19 protein-coding genes are annotated in these 19502 nt (G+C 66.0%); all 19 read right to left on the bottom strand.

The annotated features are described in order from the left end of the window. Positions 1–34: 34 nt before the first annotated feature. Positions 35–454: a hypothetical protein gene (locus BM125_RS18195; protein ID WP_092410649.1), complete on the bottom strand. Its 420-nt coding sequence runs from the start codon at positions 452–454 to the stop codon at positions 35–37. A 127-nt stretch (positions 455–581) separates the two neighbouring features. Then, positions 582–1244, bottom strand: a complete 663-nt coding sequence (locus BM125_RS18190; RefSeq protein ID WP_092410647.1) for a methyltransferase family protein — start codon at positions 1242–1244, stop codon at positions 582–584. Between the two features lies 1 nt (position 1245). Beyond that, positions 1246–1554 carry a DUF2933 domain-containing protein gene (locus tag BM125_RS20760; protein ID WP_092410645.1) on the bottom strand — a complete coding sequence of 103 codons (309 nt, stop codon included), beginning with the start codon at positions 1552–1554 and terminating at the stop codon, positions 1246–1248. Beyond that, positions 1551–2063, bottom strand: coding sequence for a MerR family DNA-binding protein (locus tag BM125_RS18180; protein WP_092410643.1), 513 nt, complete (start codon positions 2061–2063; stop codon positions 1551–1553). Before BM125_RS18180 ends, BM125_RS20760 begins: the two co-directional genes overlap by 4 nt. Positions 2064–2235: 172 nt before the next feature. Continuing rightward, positions 2236–5388 carry an efflux RND transporter permease subunit gene (locus BM125_RS18175; protein WP_092410641.1) on the bottom strand — a complete coding sequence of 1051 codons (3153 nt, stop codon included), beginning with the start codon at positions 5386–5388 and terminating at the stop codon, positions 2236–2238. A 1-nt stretch (position 5389) separates the two neighbouring features. Beyond that, entirely contained in the window at positions 5390–6802 is a 1413-nt protein-coding gene (locus BM125_RS18170; protein WP_092410639.1) for an efflux RND transporter periplasmic adaptor subunit, read from the bottom strand. Continuing rightward, on the bottom strand, positions 6799–8121 hold the full coding sequence (locus BM125_RS18165; protein ID WP_245778986.1) for a TolC family protein: 1323 nt from the start codon (positions 8119–8121) through the stop codon (positions 6799–6801). Before BM125_RS18165 ends, BM125_RS18170 begins: the two co-directional genes overlap by 4 nt. 248 nt (positions 8122–8369) lie before the next feature. Then, complete coding sequence (locus BM125_RS18160) at positions 8370–8771, bottom strand: hypothetical protein (RefSeq protein ID WP_092410637.1); 402 nt, start codon at positions 8769–8771, stop codon at positions 8370–8372. A gap of 44 nt (positions 8772–8815) precedes the next feature. Then, entirely contained in the window at positions 8816–11251 is a 2436-nt protein-coding gene (locus BM125_RS18155; protein ID WP_092410635.1) for a heavy metal translocating P-type ATPase, read from the bottom strand. Between the two features lie 61 nt (positions 11252–11312). Then, entirely contained in the window at positions 11313–12242 is a 930-nt protein-coding gene (copD, locus tag BM125_RS18150; RefSeq protein WP_092410633.1) for a copper homeostasis membrane protein CopD, read from the bottom strand. Positions 12243–12252: 10 nt separating this feature from the next. Continuing rightward, a complete protein-coding gene (gene copC / locus BM125_RS18145; protein ID WP_245778985.1) occupies positions 12253–12651 on the bottom strand; it encodes a copper homeostasis periplasmic binding protein CopC in 399 nt (132 codons plus the stop codon). Between the two features lie 158 nt (positions 12652–12809). Beyond that, the gene (locus BM125_RS18140) at positions 12810–13160 is read right to left on the bottom strand and encodes a four-helix bundle copper-binding protein (protein WP_092410664.1); all 351 of its coding nucleotides are present in this window, start codon (positions 13158–13160) and stop codon (positions 12810–12812) included. Positions 13161–13230: 70 nt separating this feature from the next. Beyond that, on the bottom strand, positions 13231–13755 hold the full coding sequence (locus BM125_RS18135) for a DUF411 domain-containing protein (RefSeq protein WP_245778984.1): 525 nt from the start codon (positions 13753–13755) through the stop codon (positions 13231–13233). Between the two features lie 14 nt (positions 13756–13769). Beyond that, entirely contained in the window at positions 13770–14279 is a 510-nt protein-coding gene (locus BM125_RS18130; RefSeq protein ID WP_092410627.1) for a nuclear transport factor 2 family protein, read from the bottom strand. Between the two features lie 96 nt (positions 14280–14375). Next, the gene (locus BM125_RS18125) at positions 14376–15479 is read right to left on the bottom strand and encodes a copper resistance protein B (RefSeq protein WP_092410663.1); all 1104 of its coding nucleotides are present in this window, start codon (positions 15477–15479) and stop codon (positions 14376–14378) included. A gap of 5 nt (positions 15480–15484) precedes the next feature. Next, complete coding sequence (locus BM125_RS18120; RefSeq protein WP_092410625.1) at positions 15485–17338, bottom strand: copper resistance system multicopper oxidase; 1854 nt, start codon at positions 17336–17338, stop codon at positions 15485–15487. A gap of 104 nt (positions 17339–17442) precedes the next feature. Beyond that, positions 17443–17865: a CopL family metal-binding regulatory protein gene (locus BM125_RS18115; RefSeq protein ID WP_055765292.1), complete on the bottom strand. Its 423-nt coding sequence runs from the start codon at positions 17863–17865 to the stop codon at positions 17443–17445. Positions 17866–18062: 197 nt separating this feature from the next. Then, complete coding sequence (locus tag BM125_RS18110; protein WP_175498188.1) at positions 18063–18476, bottom strand: protein tyrosine phosphatase family protein; 414 nt, start codon at positions 18474–18476, stop codon at positions 18063–18065. 787 nt (positions 18477–19263) lie between these two features. Further along, a partial coding sequence (locus tag BM125_RS18100; RefSeq protein WP_175498051.1) for an ATP-binding protein occupies positions 19264–19502 on the bottom strand: 239 nt, incomplete at its 5' end.

The following is a 19502-nucleotide window of genomic DNA, read 5'->3' as shown; positions in this document are numbered from 1 at the left end:
GGGCCGAGGCGCATCTGCATCGCCTGCGCGCTTGTCAGGGGCGGATCAGCTCCACTGTGTCGTTGACCTTGGGGCTGCCGGAGATCACTTCAGCCTCCGCGTAGTGGCTGTCGAACAGTTCGGCGATCCGTACTTGACCGATGTTCTCGCGGCGATAGCGTGGACCGCCGGCCCGCGAATGCCGGATACGGCGCTTGTGCCGGATCACATCCAGCACCTGCCCGACCTGGGCGCCGTCGGCCTGCCCGACGCAGACCACGAGCGTCTCGTCCCCCTTCTCCAACACCTGGCCGCGCATCAAGACGTTGTGGCGGAACCCGCCCTCGCTCGCGGATGCGACGCCCGGCAGTGCGAAGGAGAATGCGAGTGCGCCCACCAGCGCCAGTGCGGCGAACCAGCGGTAGGAATTGGTACGTGGGGCTGCGGAACAGGCAACGGGTGTGACCGTATTCATTGAGTGGACTCCTTGGATGGGCCTGAACGGAGACGGAGATCTGCGGCGACAACACGAACGGAGAGACCATGCAGGTGGGCAACTTGAACGGCGGAGCGTTGCCCAGGCAGCTCCTCAACCTGCGTCATCATGCTTCTCCCGGCGATGGCGCGGGGCCGCGCCGGCGTCGCAGGAGGAAGGCCGGGACCTCCTGCATGTAGCGGGCATAGTCGTCGCCAAAGCGGCTCAGGCAATCTTTCTCCTCACGGCGAGCGAGGCGGGCATAGGCCCACACGAGCACCGGAAAGCTGATGAGTGTGAGCAGCGTCGGCCACTGCAGCAGGAAGCCGGTCAGCACCAGCACGAAGGCAACGTACTGCGGGTGGCGCATGCGCGCATACACGCCCTCACGGGCAAGCCGACCCTCTCGCTGTGCCCGATACAGCACGGGCCAGGCGGTCGACAACAACCAGAACCCTCCGCCGATAAACACGAAACTCGCGATGTGGAATGGACCGAAATGCGGATTGGCGCGCCAGCCGAACCACATCTCCAGCAAATGCCCCGCGTCATGGCTGAGCCAGTTCACCTGCGGATAGTTGGCGCTGAGCCAGCCGCCCAGGACGTACAGCGTCAGCGGGAAGCCATACATTTCCGCGAACAGGGCCACGACGAAGGCGGAGAACATCCCGAACCCCCGCCAGTCCCACCGGGTCAACGGCTTGTAGAAGCTCCAGGCAAAGAAGATGAAGAACGCGGCGTTGATGGCGGCCAGGAGCCAAAGACCGTAGCCAGAGTCAGGTGCATGCATGTCAGTGCCCTCCGGTCGAGGTGTCGGACGTTTCGTCGGTCAATACGGGCTTGCCACGGGTGTCGGGGCTGCCGTTGGGTGTGTCGTCGGCATTGCCGCCGCGCCCGTGCCCTCCATGCCCGCCATGCCCCTTGTGCATGAACACATGCATGAGGGGGCACAGCAGCAGGATGGCCAGTGGCAACCAGCGGAGCGTTCCTGCGAGGTGGGCGCGATGCTCGACGCCCAGATAGAACACGGCCAGCGCGAGGAAGATCCAGAAGACCCAACGTCGGGACCCGGACGTGGCGGGAGAGCGGGGGGCAGTCATGGCAAATTCTCCTGAGTGAGGCGACGCCCGAGGAGTCGTCGCGGGGTGGACCTGACGAACTTGCCGCCTTCTGTCGCGGCAACGGCTTCGATCAATGCGCAGACATCGTCGCCAGTCGGAATGGAGTCCGGCAGCGCTGCCCAAGTGTGGATGGCATGCTCCATCCGTTCGTGCATGGCCAGCAGCCTGTCCAGTTGTTGGCGGGTGTCGTCGAGCCTGCGCCGGATGATGTCCCTCACGAGCGGGCAGGGACTATGTCGCAGCAGGCTGTGGCGGATGATGTCCTCGATTTCAGTCAGCGTGAAGCCGAGCTGTTGCGCCGTACGAATGAAGTGCAGGCGCTGGAGCTCCGAGGCTGAAAACAGCTGGTAGCCGCTCCCGGTATGCGTGGCCGCTCGCAGCAGGCCGCGCCGCAGATAGTTGCGCACTACATGCACCGTGACGTCGCCCTGCTGTGCCAGCTGGCGTACCGTTATCAGCGGCGGCACTGCTTCGTCTTTGGCCGTCATTGGCGCACTCCCGGCAAGATGTTGATCACGATAGACCTGTGTCTCGCACACAGGTCAAGCTCGACGGACGCGAGGCCATCAATGACAAGACGCCTGGTGCTCCCGCGGCGATAACGATGGGCCCGCGCAGACGCGGACCGCCTTTGCACAGGGGCGTTGAAAGTGGGACGCATCACGGCACTTCCACGGGCAGCGCGGCGGGTGCCGGCGGCTTCCTCGCCAGCTGCCGCTGCTTGATCATCGAGTACAACGCCGGAATCACGATCAAGGTCAGCACCGTGGAGGAAACCATGCCACCCACCATCGGCGCGGCGATGCGGCGCATCACCTCCGAGCCGGTGCCGCTGCTCCACATGATCGGCAGCAGGCCGGCCATGATCGCGACCACGGTCATCATCTTCGGGCGCACGCGGTCGACCGCACCTTCGACAATCGCCTCGCGCAGGTCGCGTGCATCCAGCGAACGGCCTTCGGCCCGACGCTGCACGGCCCGCGCCTCGAGCGCGTGGTCGAGGTAGATCAGCATCACCACGCCGGTTTCCGCGGCAACGCCCGCCAGCGCGATGAAGCCCACGATCACCGCGACGCTGACGTTGTAGTCGAGCATCCACATCAGCCAGATGCCGCCGACCAGCGCGAACGGCACCGACAGCATCACGATCAACGACTCGGTGACGCGGCGGAAGTTGAGGTACAGCAGCAGGAAGATCAGCGCCAGCGTCACCGGGATGACGACGCGCATCTTTTCGGCGGCGCGCTGCATGTACTCGTACTGCCCGCTCCAGGTCACGTAGTAGCCGGGTGGGAACTGCACCTGCTTGGCAACGGCCTGCTGTGCCGCCTCCACGTAGCGGCCCAGGTCGCTCTCGCGCGTGTCGACGTAGATGTAGGCCGCCAGCATGGCGTTCTCGGTGCGGATGCTGGGCGCCCCTTTCTTGACCTCGATCCGCGCCAACTCGCCGAGGGGCACCTGCGCGCCGCCGGGCACCGGCACCAGGACCTGGCTGCCGATGCGGTGCGGGTCGTCGCGCAGCTCGCGCGGATAGCGCACGATCGCGCTGAAACGCTCGCGGCCCTGGAGGATGGTGGTGACAATCTCGCCGCCGAGTGCGGCCGCCACAACGTCCTGGACTTCGCCAAGGGTGACCCCGTATTGCGCCAGACTGCGCAGGTCGGGCGTGATATCGAGATAGTAGGCCCCGGTCAGGCGTTCGGCGAACGCGCTGGTCGTTCCAGGCACCTCACGCACCACCGCTTCGATCTCGGTGGCCAGGGCATCGAGCTGCTCAAGATCATTGCCGAAGAGCTTGATCCCGACCGGCGTACGGATGCCGGTGGCCAGCATGTCGGTGCGGGCCTTGATCGGCATCGTCCACGAGTTGGCCACGCCGGGGAACTTCAGCGCCGCGTCCATCTCGGCAATCAGCTTGTCGGTGGTCATGCCGTCGCGCCACTCGTCCTCGGGCTTGAGGTTGATGACGGTTTCGAACATCTCCAGCGGGGCCGGGTCAGTGGCCGTCAGGGCGCGGCCCGCCTTGCCGAACACCGACTCAACTTCCGGGAAGCCCTTGATGATCCGGTCCTGCTGTTGCAGCAGCTCGGAGGCCTTGGTCACCGACATGCCAGGCAGCGATGCCGGCATGTACAAAAGCGTGCCCTCGTTGAGCGTGGGCATGAACTCGCTGCCCAGCCGCGACGCGGGCCACAGGCTGGCGAACAGGGCGACGAGGGCGATCACGATCGTGGCCATGCGGTGCCGCAGCACGACGTCGATCACTGGCCGATAGGCCGCGACCAGGACCCGGTTCACCGGGTTCTTGTGCTCGGGCACGATCTTGCCGCGCACGAACAGCAGCATGAGCACGGGGACGAGCGTCACCGAAAGCAGCGCACCGCCGGCCATGGCGAACGTCTTGGTGAACGCCAGCGGCTTGAACAGGCGGCCTTCCTGCGCCTCCAGGGCGAACACCGGAAGGAACGAGACGGTGATGATCATGAGGCTGAAGAACAGCGCCGGCCCGACCTCGCGGCAGGCGTCGATGATCAGCTGGGCCCGGCTTCGGGAGCCGTCGGAGCGCTCGATGTGCTTGTGCGCGTTCTCGATCATCACGATCGCGGCGTCGACCATCACGCCGATCGAGATCGCGATGCCGCCCAGGCTCATGATGTTCGAGTTCATGCCAAGCGCACGCATCGCGATCACCGCGATCAGCACGCCGACCGGCAGCATGACGATCGCGACCAGCGCGCTGCGCGCATGGAACAGGAACACCAGGCAGACCAGGGCGACGATCAGGCTTTCCTCGAGCAAAGTCGTGCGCAGGGTCTTGATTGCACGCACGATGAGGTCGGACCGGTCGTAGACCGCCTGGACGCTGACGCCTTCGGGCAAGCCTCGTGCAAGTTCGGCGATCTTGTCCTTCACCCCGCCGATCACGGCCAGGGCGTTCTCGCCGAACCGCGCAATGACAATCCCGGCCACGACATCTCCTTCGCCGTCCAGGTCGGCGATGCCACGGCGCTCGTCGGGCACCAGTTCGACCCGGGCAACATCGCCGATCAGCACCGGTGCGCCTCCTTCGGCGCGCAGCACCAGGCTCTCGATGTCCTCGATGCCGCGCAGGTAGCCAATGCCGCGGACCATGTACTCGGTCTCGGCCATCTCGATCACGCGGCCGCCGACGTCGCGGTTGCTCGCGGCGATCACCTCGGACACCCGCGAAATCGGGATGTCGAACTCGCGCAGCCGGACCGGATCGACGGTAATCGAGTACTGGCGCACGAAGCCGCCAACGCTGGCGACCTCGGCCACGCCGGGCGCGGTGGTGAGCTGGTAGCGCAGGTACCAGTCCTGCATGGCGCGCAGCTCGTCCAGCGAGTGGCGGTCGCTCTTGAGGACGTACTGGTAGACCCAGCCCACGCCCGTGGCGTCGGGGCCCAGAGCGGGTGCCACGCCGGCCGGGAGGTTCTTGGAGGCGACGTTGAGGTTTTCGAGCACGCGCGAGCGCGCCCAGTAGAGGTCCGTGCCCTCCTCGAAGATGACATAGATGAAGGAGGCGCCGAAGAACGAGAACCCGCGGACGTCCTTCGACTTCGGCACCGCGAGCAGGGCGCTGGTCAGCGGATACGTCACCTGGTCCTCGACCACCTGGGGCGCCTGCCCCGGGTACTCGGTGAACACGATCACCTGGACGTCCGACAGGTCCGGCTGTGCGTCCAGCGGCGTCTGCAGCAGGGCGTAGACGCCACCGGCGACGATCGCCAGCGTCATCACCAGCACAAGGAAGACGTTGCGGACCGACCATTCGATGAGGCGGCCAAGCATGTCAGTGCCCCTCGTGATCGGTGGAAGGGGGCGCAGTCTCCTCCGGCGTGGCCGGCATGGAATGACCTGCGTGCGGGTCCGCGGCGGCGTCGGCATGGCCCGCGTGCGGGTCGGCGGTGCCATCGCCGGATTCGGGTTGTGGATCCCCGCGGCTGCCTGCGGGCGTGCCATGTCCTGCATGCCCGCCCAGACCCTCCAGCGCCGACTGCAGGTTGCTTTCCGCGTCGATCAGGAAGTTCGCGGAGACCACGACCAACTCGCCCTCGGCCAGCCCGTCGAGGATCTCGATGCGATCGCCACCGCGGCGACCCAGGCTGACGTCACGCGATGCAAAGCGGCCGGGGCCGGTTTCGACCAGCACCAACTGGCGCGTGCCGCTGTCGAGCACCGCCGAGCGCGGAACGCTCAGGACCGGCCCAGACCCCGGCTCTTCAAGCAGCACCGTGCCGTAAAGCCCGGGCCGCAGGTCGCCATTCGGGTTGGGCAGGGCGATGCGCACGTCCACGGTGCGCGTCATTGCATCGATGACCGGTTGCACAAAGGTGACTTCACCCTCGACCACCTGGCCCGGCAGGGCCACGGTTTCAAAGCGGGCCGGCTGGCCGGGCTTGAGGCCCGCGGCCTGCGCCGCCGGAACCTTGGCGATGACCCACACCGTCGAAAGGTCGGCCAGGCGCAGGATGGTTTCGCCGGCCTCGAAACGCGCACCCTGGACCACGAGCTTCTCGATCACCACCGCGTCCGCCGGCGCACTGAGGACCAGACCGTTCTTGCCCAGTTGCGTGTCGCTGACTTCCCAGTTGCGCAGGCGGGTGCGGGCGGCATCGCGCAGGCGGCTCATCGATGCTGCGCTCACGGGATCGGACGCCGCCAGCCTTCGGGCCGTCTCGTCGGCCAGCCGGTATTCCTGTTGCGCCGCGGCCAGCTGCGGGCTGTACACCGACAGCAGCGGCTGCCCGGCGCGGACGCGCATGCCGGTCTGGTTGGCGTACAGCCGCTCGACCCAGCCTTCGAAGCGCGGCGCGATCGCATACTGCCGGGTCTCGTCGACCGCCACCGTGCCGCTGGTGCGCACGATGGCGGCCAGGGCCCCGCGCTTGACCGCTTCGGTGCGCACGCCCAGCGCCTGCACCTTGTCCGGGGCCAGGACCACCGTGCCGGGTGCCGCCGGTGGTGCATCGCCGGCATACACGGCGACGTAATCCATGCCCATCGGGTCCTTCTTCGGAACCGGCGAGGTGTCCGGCAGACCCATGGGATTACGGTAATAGAGCACTTTGCGTTCGGCGGCCGGTGCCTCGGACAAGGCGCTGACGGATGACGGGTCCTGCGTGGCGCGGCCCGCCATCCAGCCGACGGCGAGGGCGGCCAGCGCGACGCCGATGGTGAGAGACAGGGTCTGAATACGGGTCATCGGATCTCTCCTTCGATGGCGCGCACGGCGGCAGCGCCCAACAGTTCGTCACGCAACGCATCGACCCGCGCGAGGTCGGCGCCCTGCCATTCATTGAGTGCTTCGAGCAGCGTGCCGAAGTCGACTTCGCCGACCTGGTAGCTGGCCAGCGCGGACTGCCAGGTGGCATCGGCTTGCGGCAGCAGCGTGTTCTCGATCAGCCCGCGGCGTTCGCGTGCGCTGGTCCACTGCGCCCAGGCGGAGGCACCGCGTTCCTCGACGGCATGCAGCGTGGCTTCCATGCGGGCCAGCGCCGCGTCTTCGAGCAGGCGCGATTCGCGCTCGCGTTCGCGGCGGGCGTGCTGCTGGAACGGGATCTCGACCTCGAGCATCAATTCGGTGCTCTTGATGCCGTTGCCGATCTGCATCGCACCCACACCCACGGTGATATCGGGAAAACGGTTGCGACGTTGCAGCGCCACGTTGGTGTGCGCGGCTTCGGCGCGAGCCTGCTGCGCGCGCACTGCCGGGTGTGCATCCGTTCCGCCCAGCGCGTCGGCAAGCGACGCGCTGCGCACGACCAGGCCGGGTATCCCATTCGGCGTCGCCAAGGCTGCGTCGGCGCGACGACCGAGGACGGCGTTGAGCATGGCGACGGCTTCCTCCTTGGCGGCGATGCGTTCGATGCGTTCGCGCTGGAGGCTGGTCTGCTCGACCTGGGCGCGAATCGCGTCCTGCTGGGCGGCCCGACCCAACGCATAGCGGACGCGGGCCATCTCTTCGATCTGGCCGATCAGTGCGATGCGGCGATCGAGCACGGCGACGGCCTGGTCGGCGTGCCAATAGCGCGCGTAGGCCGCCTCGGCGTCAGCCAGCAGATCGCGCGCCGTGGTGAGGCGGTCGAGCCCGACCGCGACCGCGTCCTGGCTGGCCGCGGTCCGCGCCAGGTCACGTTTGCCCCACAGTGGCAGGCGCTGGCGCAGCGCGTAGTCGAACTCTCGTCCGGCATCGACGGAACGCCAGGGCTTGTCCGGATTGAGGCCGCGGATGGCCACCGATGCCATCGGATCGGGCAGGGCACCCGCAGGCAGTATGCGTGCCTCGGCGGCCTGGGCTTCGAAATCCAGTGCGCGCAACTCCGGGTTGTGTTCGAGAACCCAGGCGCGAATCGATTCGAGGCTGTGCCCTGGAATGGGTTCGGCGGCGATCACGGGCAGCGCGAGCGTCCACAGGACGCCGGCAAGCAGCCAGCAAACCGCATGACGAAGCGGTTGGTGGAGGGAAAACCGCGGGCGGGCGGGCAGGCGCCTGGTCTGCGATGGGTCGTGAGGTGATGCCATATCGAATGTCCTTGGGCCGACGCGACTGATGTCGATCGGACGAGGGCAGGACTCATTACTGTTCGGAGAGCGGTTCGCCCTGAACCTGTCGAAGGGTCGGAACGAAATGCAGGGGCTTCGACGAGCTCAGCCCGAACGGTTGGGGTGCGCAACCGAACAGTATTGGGTCAGGACTTGCCGTGACGGGCACGGCGCGAACGCACAGGACTGCGCCGCACGAGACGTGCGGAACAGTCAGGGTTCAGGCATCAAATCAGCAGGAGGGCCGCTGGATGGGGGGTAGGTCGGTGCCAGGCAGGCCTGGGCGGCGGTGGAAGCCAGGTGGACGTGGCCACCGGTACGCCATCGACGATGGCAACGGTCGGAAACCAGGGCAGCCACGCTCCGACAAACAGCGGCGGGACAGGCGGGATACGTCCGCTGTCTGCGCTGACGTCACCCTCGGCGCAATGCGCATCACACAGCGCCTTGTCCGCGGACGGAACCATGCCATCACAGCCATGGCCGTGGGTGACCTCCACCGATGCCGCGTGTGCCAGCATATCCAGGCAGCCGCCATGACTGGCCAGCGCGAATTGCGACCAGAGCAGCGCAGCCGCCGCAACAAACACGGCGCACTTGAACCATTTCCGCTGGCAACGACTGGCCATCACGTGAGCGTAACCCGTGCCCGATCCGATTCGGTTGATCCAGGTCAACGCCGGGCCAGACCAGAAGCCTGATCCGTCGCGGCTGTCTCCGGTTTCGCCAGAACTGTGGCCGATTTGGCCAGACGCAGCGCGTTGGCGACCACGGAGACCGAGCTCAGGCTCATCGCCAGCGCCGCGACCATCGGGCTGAGCAGGATCCCGAACGCGGGGTAGAGCACCCCGGCCGCGACCGGAACCCCGAGCGCGTTGTAGAGAAACGCGAAGGTGAGGTTCTGCTTCATGTTGGCCACGGTGGCCTGGGAGATCTTGCGCGCGCGCAGGATGCCGCGCAGGTCGCCCTTGACCAGGGTGATCTGCGCACTCGACATGGCGACGTCGGTGCCCGTGCCCATGGCAATACCGACATCGGCGGCGGCCAGCGCCGGCGCATCGTTGATGCCGTCGCCCGCCATCGCCACGCGTCGGCCTTCGCGCTTGAGGCGCTGCACCAGCGCGGACTTGTCCTCGGGGCGGACCTCGCCGTGCACCTCGTCCAGACCCAGTTCCGCGGCCACCGCCTTCGCGGTGGTGAGCCCGTCGCCGGTGGCCATGGTGATGCGCAACCCGGCAGCGTGCAGCTCATGGATGGCCGTCGCGGCCGAAGCCTTGATCGGATCGGCGACCGCGATCAGCCCGGCCAGGCGTCCGTCCACGGCGAGGAACATGGCGCTCGCACCTTCGCGGCGCAGGCGCTCGGCGACGTCGACATGCGCACCAGGATTGGCACCCAGATCCTCCATGAGTGCGGTATTGCCCAGCGCCAGCGCGTGGCCGGCCACGCTTCCGCGCACCCCCAGGCCGGTCACCGAGTCGAAGTCCTCCACGCGGTCGAACGCGAAGTTGCGGCGTCGGGCCTCGGCGACGATGGCATCGGCCAGAGGGTGTTCGCTGCCCTGGTCCAGGCTGGCGGCCAGATGCAGGACGCGGTCGGCGTCGAATCCCTCGAAGGCGACGACTTCCTTGAAGGCCGGGCGTCCTTCGGTGAGGGTGCCGGTCTTGTCGACGATCAGGGTGTCGATGCGGCGCATGTGCTCGATGGCCTCGGCATCGCGGAACAGCACGCCCACCTGCGCGGCCTTGCCGGTGGCGACCATGATCGACATCGGCGTGGCCAGGCCCAGCGCGCACGGGCAGGCGATGATCAGCACCGAAACCGCATTGAGGATGGCATATGTCCAGGCCGGGTGCGGGCCGAACAAGCCCCAGATGACGAAGGTCGCCACCGCGATCGCCAGCACCGCGAGCACGAACCAGTAGGCGACGGTGTCGGCCATCCGCTGCATCGGCGCGCGCGAGCGCTGTGCCTGCGCAACCAGTTGCACGATCTGCGCGAGCACGGTGTCGGAACCCACCTTGGCGGCGCGGATGACCAATGCGCCGGTACCGTTCTGGGTCGCGCCGATGACCCGGTCGCCGGCGGTTTTCTCGACCGGGATCGGCTCGCCCGTAAGCATCGACTCGTCGACGCTGGAGCGGCCTTCCACCACTTCGCCGTCCACCGGAACCTTTTCGCCGGGGCGCACGCGCAGGTGGTCGCCGACATGCACATGGGTCAGCGGGATGTCTTCCTCGGTGCCATCGGCATTGACCCGCCGGGCTTCCTTGGGCGCCAGGCCGAGCAGGCCCTTGATAGCCGCGGATGTTTTCGAGCGCGCCCGCAACTCCAGCATCTGGCCCAGCAGCGTGAGCGACACGATTACCGCCGCCGCCTCGTAGTACACGCCGATGCGCCCGTGCTCGCTGAACGTGTGAGGGAACAGGTCGGGTGCCAACGTGGCCACGAGGCTGTAAACAAAGGCGGCCGCCACGCCAATGCCGATGAGGGTAAACATGTTCGGGTGAAGGTTGCGGATCGACTGCACGCAGCGCTCGAAGAACGGCCAGCCGGCCCACAGCACGACCGGCGTGGCCAGCACCAGCTCGACCCAGGTCTGCACGTCGATCGACAGCGGCAGGATCTGCATGCCGCCCAGCACGAGACGCGGGAGGAACTGGCCGAACATGGCCAGCACCAGTGTCACCGCCGTCAGCGGAAGCGTCCACCAGAACCGGCGCGAGAAGTCGCGCAGTTCCGGATTGTCATCGTCCTCAAGGCTCGGCATTTCCGGCTCCAGCGCCATGCCGCAGAAGGGACAATTGCCGGGACCCGGCTGCCGGACTTCCGGGTGCATCGGGCAGGTATAGATGGCACCGGGTTGGGCCGCCTCGGGCTCATTCCCGGGCGACAGGTAGCGCTCGGGATCCTCGACGAACTTCGCGCGGCATCGCGCCGAGCAAAAGTGGAAGGGGACGCCCGCGTGCTCGGCATGATGCGGCGTCGTGGCGGCATCGACCTGCATGCCGCAGACCGGATCGGTTACCCGTCCGTCCGCAGCCTCGCCCGCGACTGTGCCTGCGCCTGCGCCTGCGGAATGATGATGGTCATGGGACGGTGAGTTCATGCCGATACTCGCTTTGGTAGGAATGGACTGCCAGGGCAGTGTGCCATGGCGGGTGGGACAACTAATGGGGACTGAGCGTCCCGAGTACTGAAACAATAATCAGGATCAAGGTAGCCAATGCGGCCTCTGCGGCAACGCTTTGCCGCAAAGCGCGCACCTCCTGCGCAGGGTCTCCGCGGGTCAATGCCCGGCCCAGGCGCGGCACCCGCGTCCAATTGTGGAGCGCCCCCAAGCCAAGCATTCCACCGAACAGGGCCAACTTGAACAGCAGCAGCTTTCCGTAGGTGCTCTGCACCAATGCAGACAATGACCAACCGGTGAGATCCCCGTAGTGCGCGATCCCGGAAACGACAAGCGCACCGACAAAAACCATTCCCAGGGCGGAAAATGCATGCAGAAGATCATGGGTCGATCGCAAGCGCGCGTTACCGCTTGTTTCCTCGCGACGCAGCAACATCACAAGGAACATCAGGACTGCGGCGATCCAGCCGCCTGCCGCGAGCAGATGCACGACGCCCGCAACCAAACGCAGCACGCCCCACAGACCTTCGCCAGCCGCAGCGTGGCCGTTCCATGCCAGTGTGGCGAGTGCGCCGCCCGCCAGCGTCGCCGCCAGCGGGAACACGCTACCGGGCTGGCTGCGACGACGGTGCCATCCGAAGACGAAAACCAGGGCGACCAGCAACGCGCCCCTCACCATCGCCGCCCGGCCTGCTGGGGTTTCGAGCAGATACCAGCCCAGCGATGCACGATCAACATCGGCAATCGACATTCCGATGATGGTCGCGGTCTTGAAGACGACATCGGCCCCGGTCAGCACGACTCCGATGGCGGCAGTCACCCATAGCATGCCCATGAGTGGCCAGCCGGCCAGGGCGTCGACGAGTGCCGATCGACGCGAACCGTACCATCCCAACAGTGGAACCCCGAAAAGAAACATGAGTACGAGGTACTCCAGGAATCTCAATGTATAGGCCGACAGGTCAGACATTCGCGACTCCTCAGCGCACGGTGAAGCTGAAGTTGCCTGTCATGGGATGGTTGTCGCCTCCCACGGCGCGGTATTCCACGGTATAGACACCCGCAGCCAGCGGCCGAGGCAACTTGGCACGCAGGGTCTTCCCGTCATTGACGATCTCGGTCGTGAAACCCTCGATCGGCATGGTGGAACTGCCGTGCATCATGAGTAGCGTCAGGCGCGACGCCCGCGGCAGCAATGTTTCGTTGAAGACGAGATCGATTGCCTCTGGAGAGGCCACGACCGCATTGGCCGCCGGCGTGGACTGTTGCAGCGCCGCATGGGCGTGCGCGACCTGAACCGAAAAGGGTGCCGCCGCAATGGCGAGAACCAGCGCGAAGGAGCGAATGACGTTTGGTGATTTCATGGGAATATTCCTCATTGCAAATATGATGCAAAGTCCCGTTCGTGGGGCCGTGCTGTGTTGGATCCGACAAGCGTTGAATGGCTGGCTGTCCGTGAAGCCACGATGGGTCGGGTCTTGTTACTTCCGGTTCGGTCGATAAGAATGCCGCCCGCTAAGGCGGGATCCTCGGCGCATCACGCTGCCATGGCGCTACAGCTTTCCACGCAGCGGCGACAAGCATCGGCGCAGCGCGTCATCTCGGGGTCGTTCATGGCATCGCATGCATCGGCGCACTGGCGACAGATCTCCGCGCAGGCACCGCAAACCACGTTGTGCACGCTCGCGCCACGCAACATCGCATTGGCGCTGGTCGAGCAGATTTCTGCACATGTAGTCAACAGGGCGATGTGTTCTGGAGCCGCGTGGGCACCGCCTTTGCCCAGGCAGTAGTGGATGGTCTCCATACAAATCGCATGGCATTGCGTGCAATTGTCGATGCACTCGTTCATGGCCTCGGGCCGGTGTGCCGCGGAATGGTGAGTCATGTGGTTCTCCTTCTTCCTCGCGGACGAGAATCGGCGCGCCCGCATCACCGCCCCAAGTTATTCCAATGAATCAATGCTGTGCGAAGGGTTTGGTGGTTCCGTCGCGATGGACCAGTTCGACCGTGTACGGCTGCTGGCGCCCATCCGGAACCTCCATGCCCGGCGAACCCATCGGCATTCCCGGCAGGACCAGACCACGTGCGTCCGGCTTTTCTTCGAGAAGGCGCTTGATGTCCGCGGCCGGGACATGGCCTTCGATGACGTATCCACCGACCTCGGCCGTGTGGCAGGAGCCCTTTGCAAAGGGGACACCCAGGCGCGCCTTGACCGGACCCAAGTCATCCATGTCGTGCACATCCACGGTGAAGCCCGCCTTCTGCACGTGGTCGATCCAGGCACCGCAGCACCCGCAGGTCGGGGTCTTGTGGACGGTCATGCGTGGCAGGGCTGCTGCAGTCGCCTCGGCGGTTCCCGGGGCGACTTGTGCGGCGGGCGCGACGGTGGATTGCGTGGGTGAAGCGGCCTGCGTGCAAGCGCCCAGGCCGGCCACGGCAAGAGCCATCCACGCCAGGTGGTTCAATCTGTACTTGTTCATTCCGGGTTCTCCGTTCAGTGTTTGGTCCGCGAGGACCAGTGGATGTGGACGATGCGCCAGCCGTCGGCGGTCTGCTTCAGTACCATCGTCTCGGCGCTCATGACGGTCAGTGGCTTGCCGTCCTTTTGCGCATGCAGCTCGCTCTCGGTTCCGACCCATGCGAACTCACCGGCGGTGCGTGCGCGCTGACGGAGCAACTGGCGATGGGCGCCCTTGAGGAACGCCGCATCGCTGATGGCGTGATGGCCCATATATTCCTCGCGACTGCGCTCGGCACCGCCGGACTCGAGGATGAGGACATCGGCTGCGAGCAGGGCTTCGACCGTGGCCAGGTCGCCGCTGGACAGAGCTGTGTTGAACCGCTCGGCCACGGCGACGGCGGCGGCTGCAGCGGCGGGGACGTCCACGTTTGCGTCTGTCGCGGCGGCGGGGTGATGCGCATGCGATGGGGTCGTCTGCGCCATTGCGGGCGACACGACGGCCAGCGCCAGAGCGAGGGTGAAGGTGGTTGTTATTGTGTTCATGCATGGACTCCTGGAAATCAGTGGTTGTGTGCTTGGCCGCAGAAACGCCAGTCAGGCGTGCTTCGGGTGCGTAGGGTCTCAATGTCCGGGTTCCTGTCAGAACCAGGTTCGAATGCCGGCCACGATCCGGGTGTCGTCGATGTCCCCGGATTGCGCACGGCGTTGGTCCGCGGTTCCTCCGTAGGCACGCTCCCAGACCACGCCGACATAGGGGGCGAACTGCCGATGGAACTCGTAGCGCAGGCGGAAACCGGCTTCGACCGTGCTCAGTCCGCTGCCGATTCCGACCGCTGGATCGTCCTTGCTCCACGCATTTCCCTCGACCAGCCACTGGCCGATCAGCCGGTTGGTGAACAGCGTTTCGTATTCGGCTTCCGCGCCGAGCCCTACCTGGCCGGACTCGCCCACGTAGGCGGTCGCTTTGACTTCGAACTTGTACGGGGCAAGACCGATGACGCCGAGCGCCGCATAGGTGCGCGACGGGCCGCCGCCAAAGCCGAAGTCATGGCGGACACCGGTGACGGCATCCCACCATCGGGCGATGGCGCGGCCGTAGAGGACTTCCACATCCGCCGATTCGGTGGTTCCGCCCGCACGCTCGCCCTCGCTGCGCAGCCAAAGCCGGTTCAAGTCGGAACCGAGCCAGCCCTTCGCTTCCCAGGCCATGCCGGTGCCCTCCTCATCGGCGTCCCACGCCTCAAGTCGGTCTAGCAGCCAGTAGGAATTGATCGAGGTGCCGTGCATCGCGTGGTCGTGGAGGTCCGGGAACGCCGCGGCGCGATCGGCCGGGGTGACGACAGGAATGGGCTCGTGCGGCTCCGCCGTCGGCGGGAGATCCTTGGCGACGCCAGGCTGATGGCCCATGGACGCGTGGTCCATGCCTGAGTGGTCCATCGCGGAGTGATCCATCGTCGACCGAACGCTGTCGGCCGCTTCCGCAGACCCGTGTTTCATGGCTCCGTGCTCCATGGCCCCGTGGTCCATGGTTCGGTGATCATCGGAACTCTTCTTTGGCGCAGTCGGCGGGTGGCCGGCGTGCAGATCAACAGACTTGGATGACGGTGGTTTCGCAGCTTTCTTCGTTTCCGGATGGTGCGAGGTGTGGTCTGCCTGCTGCGCCCACGCGGGCGTGAGACCCGCGGCAAGCAACAGTGCGCTGGCCAGCCCGATGGCCAAAGGGTGGAGGCGGGGAAGTGTCATGGCGTTCATTCCTCCACCCGCACTTCGCGAAACATGCCGGCTTCCATGTGGTAGAGCAGGTGACAGTGGTAGGCCCACCGGCCGAGCGCATCGGCGCGCACCCGGTAGCTGCGTCGGCTGCCCGGCGGCATGTCGATGGTGTGCTTGCGCACCATGAAGTTGCCGGACTCGTCCTCGAGGTCGCTCCACATGCCGTGCAGGTGGATCGGGTGCGACATCATCGTGTCGTTGACCAGCACGATTCGCAGGCGCTCGCCATAGTTCAGGCGCAACGGTTCCGCGTCAGCGAACTTCACTCCGTTGAACGACCACGCGAAACGCTCCATGTGGCCGGTCAGGTGCAACTCGATCGTGCGCCCAGGCTCGCGCCCGTCCGGGTCGCGGAACGTGCTGCGCAGGTCGGCGTAGGTCAGCACGCGGCGGCCGTTGTCGCGCAGCCCAATGCCGGGATCATCCAGTCTCGGCGCGGGTGCCATCGTCTGCATGTCGACCAGCGGGTTGCCGGTTTCACTGGCAGGGTGCTCCTGCATCCCGCCGGCACCGTGGTCCATGCCGGCCATGCTCCCGCCGGCGGTCGCGCCCGTGGCCGTCGACGACATGTCGTGGCCGCTGTGATCCATTGCGGCCATAGCACCGCCGGCCGTCGCAGCCGGTGACATCGACGACATGTCATGACCGCCGCCGCCCATTCCGCCGTGGCCCATGTCGTCCATGGTGAGCAGCGGCTTGGGGCCAACCTCGGGCACCGGCGCGCGCAAGCCTTCCCTGACGGCGAGCGTGCCGCTGACGTAGCCGCTGCGGCCGCTGTCCTGCGCGAAAAGGGTGAACGCATCCTGCCCGGTCGGTTCGACGATGACGTCGAAGGTCTCGGCGGTGGCGATGCGGAACTCGTCGATCGTGACCGGATGCACGTACTGGCCATCGGCCGCGACCACGGTCATCTTCAGCCCCGGGATGCGCACGTCGAAGTAGGTCATCGCAGACCCGTTGATGAAGCGGAGGCGCACCTTCTCGCCCGACCGGAACAGACCGGTCCAGTTGCCCAGCGAGGTGGTGCCGTTCATGAGGAAGGTATAGGTGTTGCCGTTGACGTCCGACAGGTCGGTCGGCGTCATCCGCATCTGGCCCCACATCTTGCGGTCTTCGACGGTAGCGGCCAGGCCGTGCTGCTTCACGTCGTCGAAGAAGTCGCCGACCGTCTGCTTGGAGAAGTTGTCGAAGTCAGACCGCTTCTTGAGCCTGGCGAACAGGCGCTTCGGATCCAGGTCGGTCCAGTCGCTGAGCATGACCACGTAATCGCGGTCATAGGCGAAGGGCTCGGGCTCCAGAGGCTCGATCACCAGCGGCCCGTAGAGTCCGGCCTGCTCCTGGAAGCCGGAATGGCTGTGGTACCAGTAGGTGCCGCCCTGCACGACATTGAAGCGGTACTGGTAGGTCTCGCCGCGGTTGATGCCGTTGAAGCTCAGCCCCGGCACACCGTCCATGTCGGCCGGCAGCAGGATGCCGTGCCAGTGGATCGACGCCTGGTCGCCATGGATGGAGCCGGGGGGCAGGGCATTGCGGACCCGCAGGTTGACGGTGGTGCCCTCGCGCCAGCGCAGCAGGGGCGCCGGAATCGATCCGTTGACCGTGATCGCGGGGCGCGTGGCGCCGGTGAAGTTCATCGGCGTCTCGCCGATGGTCAGGTCGAATTCGGTGCCCGAGAGCACGTTGGGTACGCCCTCAGCCTGGACGCCCCAACTGGAACGCGGCCAGAGGCCCAAGGCTGCAACGGCGCCACCGGCGGCAAGGCCTTGCACGAAGAGGCGGCGCGACGGGGCAGACAGCCCCTCGGCACGGCCGAAAGAATCGGAAGACATGGAAACTCCGGGGAAAGGTCGGGGGCTCGCGGGGCGAGCCTTGCCCTGTCGGTGCGGAACAGCGGACAGGGTCCATCAACGCCTCAAGAGGCGTGCAGCGACACTTAGCCGATCGGAGGTCGGAACAGATTGGTCAGGGCAGCGGACGCGTGCAGCGACAGGAAGGGCTCGGCGGTTTGCCGATACAGGACGGAGACGTTGCCGAGTGTTGAACCGACGAGTGCCGCAAAACAATGGTGCATGCACGCACAGCAATCGCCCGCCTGGCAGCAATCGCCCAACGGCGATTTCGCGTCGACCAGCTCAGCGGGCCGCGGGTGACTGTGATCGTCGGCCACCGGCGGGGTCGCTGTGCCGTGGCAGGCAGCCATGGCCTCGCTTCGTGTCTGCGCCGCGGCCACGGAGGTCACGTCGCCCGCGGAGTCTCTCAGATGATCCATATGCATGGCCGCCCCAGCAATGCCCGGACCGTTGGCCAACAGGGCAACGATCAGGAACACCCGCATCAGGAGCGCACGCAAAGACATGCGCCCAATTATACGTTCGGATCTAAACGCTGGATGAATGCACCGGAAACGCAGCCGCGTCGCCGATCGCACCCGGGCCAATCAGAACTTCCACGTCGCCGGGGCGTTCTCGAGCATCGGCAGTTGGATCGCCAATTCCCCGTGCGGCACTGCTCCAGCCCGGTGGCGCAAGGCGCGCCTCTTTGCTGCTGGCCTGATTAAGGGGTGTCCACCATTTTAAGGTCAAGCAGGGCACGCACCGGTTCCTGCAAACTTGTCATGCCACGGCGCCCCAGCTCCAGGGCCTCTTCCGGTGGCGCGCCGTTGCGTGCGGCCACCATCGCCAGCAGCGCGCCGGCGCGATTGCCGGAAGCCCAGTGCAGCAGCACAGGACCCGGTGCCTCGTCGATCCAGGCTTGTACCTGCGCAGCGTTCGCATCGGTGATTTCCTGGACCCCACCGACATCAAGTTGGCGGTAGGCCATGCCGGCGGAGACGACTTCGGATGCTTCATCGCGCCCGGCCATTTCCTCGTCGAGACGCAAGTTGATGACGGTAGTAACCCCGCTTGAGCGGATCGAAGCCCACTGGGAAGGCGCGGGCTGGCCGGAGGTAAACAGGCCGCTGGTCACTGCCTGCAGCGGCACCTCGTCAGATGACGCGGCCGACGCAGCGCCGGCATGCCGGCTTGCCGGCTGTGTTGAGGCGCAACCAACCAGAGCAGCACGCCGGCCAGCGGCCTGGTCAGGGCCCGGATGCGACCGGCGGTGCGGGATGGTCTGGACTTCATGCGTTCAAAAGTACGGCTGTGCCGCTGATGCCGCCATCAGCGGGGCCCCGTCCTGGTCCTTGCTGGTCCAACAGCTGGTTCGACCAATTCGGAGGCCTTTACCTCAACGCTGGAAGTGGCCGGGGCAGACCTTGCTGCAGATTAGGGCTGGTTATCGGGGGTAGGGGACGGCGGCCGCACGATCTTAGGCTGCAGCTTTGTGCCGCAACTACATCGGTCTCCGTCAGCGAGTGGCACCTCGCAGATCACGCAGACGCTATAGGGCTCACCCAGCTCCTCGAGCCTGAAGAGCCGCTCGGCGAGCTTGCGCTCATGGCGCTGACCAGGGGTCTCGGGTCGCGAGGCCTGCGGTCGGCTCGGCGCCGCTGATCGGATGGGACGTTCCGGCTCGAAGGCGGTCAGGTCCGGCTCGGTTCCGATTACCTCGTACACGCCCATCTCCTGCAATTCGATGAGCGAGGCCGCCCATAGCTGATGTGCGAACTCGGCGACCAAGTCGAACGGAGAGGGGTGTTGGCGCTCGTTGAAAACTGACCATCTCTGCTCGTTGAAAATTGACCAGGGATAAAGGCCGGGGAGAGCTCCCTCGGCGTGGTCGGAGTGTAACTCCGAGCGTGGGTCGGAGGGGATCAGAAGGGTTCTTCGATCACCTCCTTGGATGCTCGCTGCTTGGCCTGCTCACGCGACTTGATTCGGGCTTTGGCCTGGCCGCTGCTCTGGTGGAATCGGTAGGATTCATTGCCCGTCTCGACGATGTGGCAGTGGTGGGTCAGTCGGTCGAGCAGAGCCGTGGTCAGCTTGGCGTCGATGAACACGTTGGCCCATTCGGCAAACACCAGATTGGTGGTGATGATGACGCTGGTGTGTT

It is taken from the genome of Dokdonella immobilis, assembly GCF_900115085.1.
Taxonomy (GTDB): domain Bacteria; phylum Pseudomonadota; class Gammaproteobacteria; order Xanthomonadales; family Rhodanobacteraceae; genus Dokdonella; species Dokdonella immobilis.
This window is presented reverse-complemented; position numbering and strand designations above follow the sequence as displayed.